The 4,539-nt window shown below is 43.1% G+C and carries 8 protein-coding genes; 2 read left to right on the top strand and 6 right to left on the bottom strand.

Features of this window, described 5'->3' with window-relative positions:
• Positions 1 to 161: 161 nt before the first annotated feature.
• Positions 162 to 524 carry a hypothetical protein gene (locus JHC35_RS05150; RefSeq protein WP_295042670.1) on the bottom strand — a complete coding sequence of 121 codons (363 nt, stop codon included), beginning with the start codon at positions 522 to 524 and terminating at the stop codon, positions 162 to 164.
• Positions 525 to 584: 60 nt separating this feature from the next.
• Here JHC35_RS05150 and JHC35_RS05145 point away from each other — a divergent pair, with 60 nt between their 5' ends.
• A complete protein-coding gene (locus JHC35_RS05145; RefSeq protein WP_295042668.1) occupies positions 585 to 977 on the top strand; it encodes a rhodanese-like domain-containing protein in 393 nt (130 codons plus the stop codon).
• 14 nt (positions 978 to 991) lie between these two features.
• Here the strand turns inward: JHC35_RS05145 and JHC35_RS05140 are convergent, their stop codons facing one another.
• Both JHC35_RS05140 and JHC35_RS05135 read right to left on the bottom strand, forming a co-directional pair.
• Positions 992 to 1,381, bottom strand: a complete 390-nt coding sequence (locus tag JHC35_RS05140; RefSeq protein WP_295042666.1) for a hypothetical protein — start codon at positions 1,379 to 1,381, stop codon at positions 992 to 994.
• A 17-nt stretch (positions 1,382 to 1,398) separates the two neighbouring features.
• Positions 1,399 to 1,713, bottom strand: coding sequence for a hypothetical protein (locus JHC35_RS05135; RefSeq protein WP_295042664.1), 315 nt, complete (start codon positions 1,711 to 1,713; stop codon positions 1,399 to 1,401).
• Between the two features lie 92 nt (positions 1,714 to 1,805).
• Here JHC35_RS05135 and JHC35_RS05130 point away from each other — a divergent pair, with 92 nt between their 5' ends.
• Complete coding sequence (locus JHC35_RS05130; protein WP_295042662.1) at positions 1,806 to 3,014, top strand: diguanylate cyclase; 1,209 nt, start codon at positions 1,806 to 1,808, stop codon at positions 3,012 to 3,014.
• Here the strand turns inward: JHC35_RS05130 and JHC35_RS05125 are convergent, their stop codons facing one another.
• Genes JHC35_RS05125 through JHC35_RS05115 form a run of 3 tightly spaced genes read right to left on the bottom strand, consistent with a single transcriptional unit; the run spans position 3,015 to position 4,376 of the window.
• A complete protein-coding gene (locus JHC35_RS05125; protein ID WP_295042660.1) occupies positions 3,015 to 3,347 on the bottom strand; it encodes a translation initiation factor in 333 nt (110 codons plus the stop codon). It lies immediately after the preceding gene.
• Positions 3,344 to 3,550 carry a DUF1653 domain-containing protein gene (locus JHC35_RS05120; RefSeq protein ID WP_295042658.1) on the bottom strand — a complete coding sequence of 69 codons (207 nt, stop codon included), beginning with the start codon at positions 3,548 to 3,550 and terminating at the stop codon, positions 3,344 to 3,346. The genes JHC35_RS05125 and JHC35_RS05120 overlap by 4 nt, the downstream gene beginning before the upstream one ends.
• Entirely contained in the window at positions 3,543 to 4,376 is an 834-nt protein-coding gene (locus JHC35_RS05115; protein WP_295042656.1) for a DUF5718 family protein, read from the bottom strand. Before JHC35_RS05115 ends, JHC35_RS05120 begins: the two co-directional genes overlap by 8 nt.
• Between the last annotated feature and the right edge of the window lie 163 nt (positions 4,377 to 4,539).

Genomic DNA, 4,539 nt, shown 5'->3' with positions numbered 1-4,539 from the left:
TTATCCTCATCGCTCTTGGGTGTAAAATCCTCATAGACCATTTAGGGCTACTATAGCATCATGCCCAAGGGCACAAGAACCTCTGGAGGTCCTCGGGCTTGACCCGGGGATCCAGCTGGATTCCCGCCTTCGCGGGAATGACATATCGTTTTATTTTTTTATTACCACCCGTCACTCGCGTGATTGTCGTGCTTTGATTTTTTGTAACGGCGCGCATTAATCCGCTTTTCAAGCTGATTTTGCGCATAAAAAAGTTCTTCTTTAATCACTTCTATCGTCTCATCGCTTGCTCTAAAATCGAGAATTTTTTGCCCGAGAGCTTCGAGTTCGGTGTACTCATCTTTGTAAAGCTTGACTGCTTCGTTTTTTTCCAAAAAGCGAAAATTCATATCTACTTTTTGATCATACTGCTCTTTAGTAGGATGGTCTGCTTTGGAGAGCCATACGATAATCCCGCTGATAAATCGTCCTAGCAGTCGGATATACCGTAACCGTTTTGAATTTTCTTCTTTAGATACGCCCATAAGTCCTCATATTAATCATTCATCGATACAATAGCACAATTATACCCTCTAGGAGCCTATATGCGCTTAGCACTTTTATCTCTTTTGCTGGCATTCACCTCTTTGAATGCAGAGTATATCCGTCAAAGTATCGATCAAAAACTGATTGATTCAAAAATAAAAATCATCGATATTCGTACTCCGAGCGAATGGAAAACGACCGGACTCATCAAAGGATCAATCCCTATCATGTTTTTCGATGAACAAGGGAATTACGATCTGAATGCGTTTTTAGCCAAACTGAATAAAGTTGTTCAAAAAGATGAAAAATTTGCCCTGATCTGTAACAGCGGCAATCGCAGTAAAGTCCTCGGAACTTATCTGGGAAATCAAATGGGCTATAAAGTGATTGATATAGACGGCGGAATCCAGTACGCTATCAGCAAAAAACTCCCATTGACGCCATACAAATAACAAAGATCCGTTTGTTAAAATGATCGTTGAAGAGATACGCCCACATAATTCCCTTCAGTGGGTGAATTTTGAATCACAGGGGTAAGTAAAAACTCATCTGCAACGTAAGCACCAAGGGCTGAACCTGCTATATGCGAAGCCGCATCCAGCAACTGTCCGCGGGCATTACCATGCATAGCATACTCTATCCCCTGTTCCGCGACAATAGCGATACTGCTCACCTCAAATCCGATCATTCCTCGATCGGATCGATACTCCGGATAAAAACGATCAACGACTGCTGTAATCCCGCCTGCCATTACCGCTCCGCCTGCAAAATGACTAAACTCGCTGTTGAAGCTGTCGTTTGCCCCGAGTGTCGAAACAGCTATCAAACTGCTAGCAACCAAAAATTTCAATTTCATACTTTCAGCCTTTTTTCTTAACGTAAAAATTCGAGTAAATCGATATATTCTTTTTCGATAACACCCAAATTTTCCAGCATCCGCATCTCATCGACTCCAGGATTCTCACTCAAAAATTCTCTCCGCCACTGGATGTTGTCCTGAAGCTCCGAAAGTCCGGTGGAAAGATATTCGATCATTGCGTCAATATCGGCTCCACGAATTACCCCTTCCGTATCCGCTTTATAAAACAAAAGGGCATAATCTCCCGTCTCATGCGAAAAACGAAAATCTTCGGCGATATTATGGATAATCGTTTTTATCCGCTCGTCTTTAATCAATCGTTTTGCCATATCATTCCCCTGTTTCTAATACACAATTCTAAACACTTTTGGTATAGGAGTTGCTTAGAACTTTTATCCAAAGAATAAAGTTTATTAAAAACGTGAAACCGATTAATCTCAAAACAAAACTACTCTATTTATTGTTGCTTATCGGATTTGGACTGATCGTCGTAGGGCTAATCGGTTATTTCAATATCCAAAATATCAAAAAAAATCTTGACACCCTCTATTTTGGCTCTCTTCTTCCCCTCAGTGAACTTAATTCGATCAATGCAGAGTATCATAATTCTCTTGCTTCTTCGATCTATCAATGGGATAATAAGCTCCTCGATGACGAGCAGGTTTCCAAAAAAATCATCCAATCTTTAGATCATATTAACCAACTTTGGAGCAATTATTCGGCACTTCCGAAACGTCCGGATGAGATTCCTTACGTCAAATATACCGATCAGCAAATCCAAAATATGGCAGATTATTTTACTCAAGTACGCTCGCTGATCAATGACCCGCAAAGAGATCATCCTCTCTCCTTGATTACAATGGATGAAAATATTCAATCCATTCAGCGAACACTTAACCAACTCATTGCCTATGAAAACGATGCGGCTAAATATGAACACGCTATCCTTCTTGCTCAATACGAAAATGCACTGATTCAATTGTTTCTTTTTTTAGGGGTAATTTTAATACTCGTAATGGGTCTGGCATGGATGATTTTTGCCCGTATCGAAATTCAGCAACAACAGCTTATCGAGTCGAGTGAGACCCTTAAACATCTCAATCTCAAACTCGAACAAGCGTCGTATACCGATCCCCTGACCGCATTATTCAATCGACGCTATTTCAATGTCGTATACGAACGAGAATTTAAACGTTCGCTACGCTCTAACACCCCGTTTGTCTTTATGATGCTGGACATCGATTTTTTCAAACAATACAACGATACCTACGGTCATTTGCAAGGGGATCTTGCCCTTCAGGCAGTTGCCAAAGTACTTAAAACGACGCTCCAGCGCCCGGGAGATTATCCGTTTCGCCTCGGTGGTGAAGAGTTCGGTGTTATCCTAACCGATACCGATTGTAAAAATGCGAGAATTATTGGAGAAAAAATTCGGGCAAGCATCGAGCATCTGAAAATTGAGCACAAAGGCTCCAAAATTCTCCCTACCCTCAGTGTCTCAATCGGAGGAATTTGTATCGTCCCGACCGTTGATATGAGCGAAGATGCCCTCATTCATACGGCGGATACAAACCTCTATGCCGCAAAAGAGCGCGGACGCAATCAAGTGGTTTTTAGCAATAAATTGTAATTATTTCTTGAATTTAAAAGAGAGTTTTTCGAGTTGTTCGCGTACTTTTGGGGCAATATCGCCCTGAAACTCCATCCAGAGATCTTTGTATGCACCACCGCACGCCAGCGATTTTTTGAGGGTTGAGAGTACTTTTTGTGCCTCCGCATCCTCTAAAGAAAAGGGTCCGACAAGCGTTACGGGTTTCCCTTTGCGTTTCTCTTTTTGGAATACGAGTTTGTGAGCAGAAGGTTCAAGAATAGTGATAGTTTTGGATGTTTTCTCCTCTTCCATACTCCATCCATCACCCCATGAAGCTCCCAAATCGAGAGAGAGTTTTGTTCCGCGGCTCATTGAACCTCTCCGCAATACTCAAACCGCTTTGTTCCGTTTGGCATCGTCTCTTCAAACATTTTCAACGGACGAACCCACAATCCGCGCTCGCCGTAGAGAGGTCGATACACCACCATGCTTTCATTCGTCTCGGAGTGTTTTGCTACTCCGATCACTTCGTAGTGTTTCCCCTTGTAATGGCGGTAAAGTCCCGGTTTAACCACGTACAACCTTTTGAACGAGCGCACTGATCCCTTCTGATTCAAACGCGTTTCGATTCGCCATCGAGAGAATCGGATTCATACAATGTTTATTATTATCGTACACGACAACAATCACCTCATCCCCTTCTTGGAGGAAATTGGTCTCACCGAAATGGGTATAGCGGGTCGCACCGATACTGATAATCGCTTGTTTAGGATACTGGGCATCCCGCAAATACTCACGTATCGGTTCAAGTGGACCGAAATCAACCTGTGCATTGATCTGGTTTTTCATCCATTCAATAAGCTTGCCGTAAAAGAAACTGTACCCCGTGAGTTCGACATCTTCCCCATAACGCATCAACATCCCCTCACGTCGAAGAAACGAAGCGATACGGTAGCTCTCCATCACGCCCCCTTTCTCAAACGAATCGATCGGAATCAGTGTAGATGCAAGTCCTTTGGAGGCACTCCCCCAGTTTTTTTTGTGACTGATTTTCGCCGCACCCTCTTTACGCAGGGAACAATCATTATAGGCACCGAAAAACTTGGGGATAATAGACGTTACATTTCCGGATGGATCGTATTCAAGATCACAGAGCAACGCCACTTCGGGTTCAGGCTGAACGTTGCATGTTTCCTGAGGAAGAATAATCGATTCGGAGCTGATCGGATAAATCCCTAGCTGACCTTCACGAGCAGGAACATAAAACGGAAACATCCCTTTCGGACCGTTCGGATCTTCAGTGATAACATCTTTGAAATCGGCACTCTCACCCGCTTGTTCGAGGTGGAGGGCAAAATTGCCCGCTACCCCTAAACCGATAAAGTTTTTGTAGTCGCTCATTGCTTTACCTCTCTCGTCATTCCGTTCACCCTGAGCCTGTCGAAGGGTGTTCATGGTTCGACAGGCTCACCACGAACGGATGTACTTTTGATTTATAAACTTCCGTTCGCTTTCGCTTCAGCAAACTCTTCATACGTCCCTTTGAAGTCAATGTAACTTCCAT

The sequence above is a fragment of the Sulfuricurvum sp. genome, assembly GCF_022759005.1.
GTDB lineage: Bacteria > Campylobacterota > Campylobacteria > Campylobacterales > Sulfurimonadaceae > Sulfuricurvum.
The sequence above is the reverse complement of the archived record's forward strand: the minus strand, read 5'-3'. Positions and strand labels throughout refer to the sequence as shown.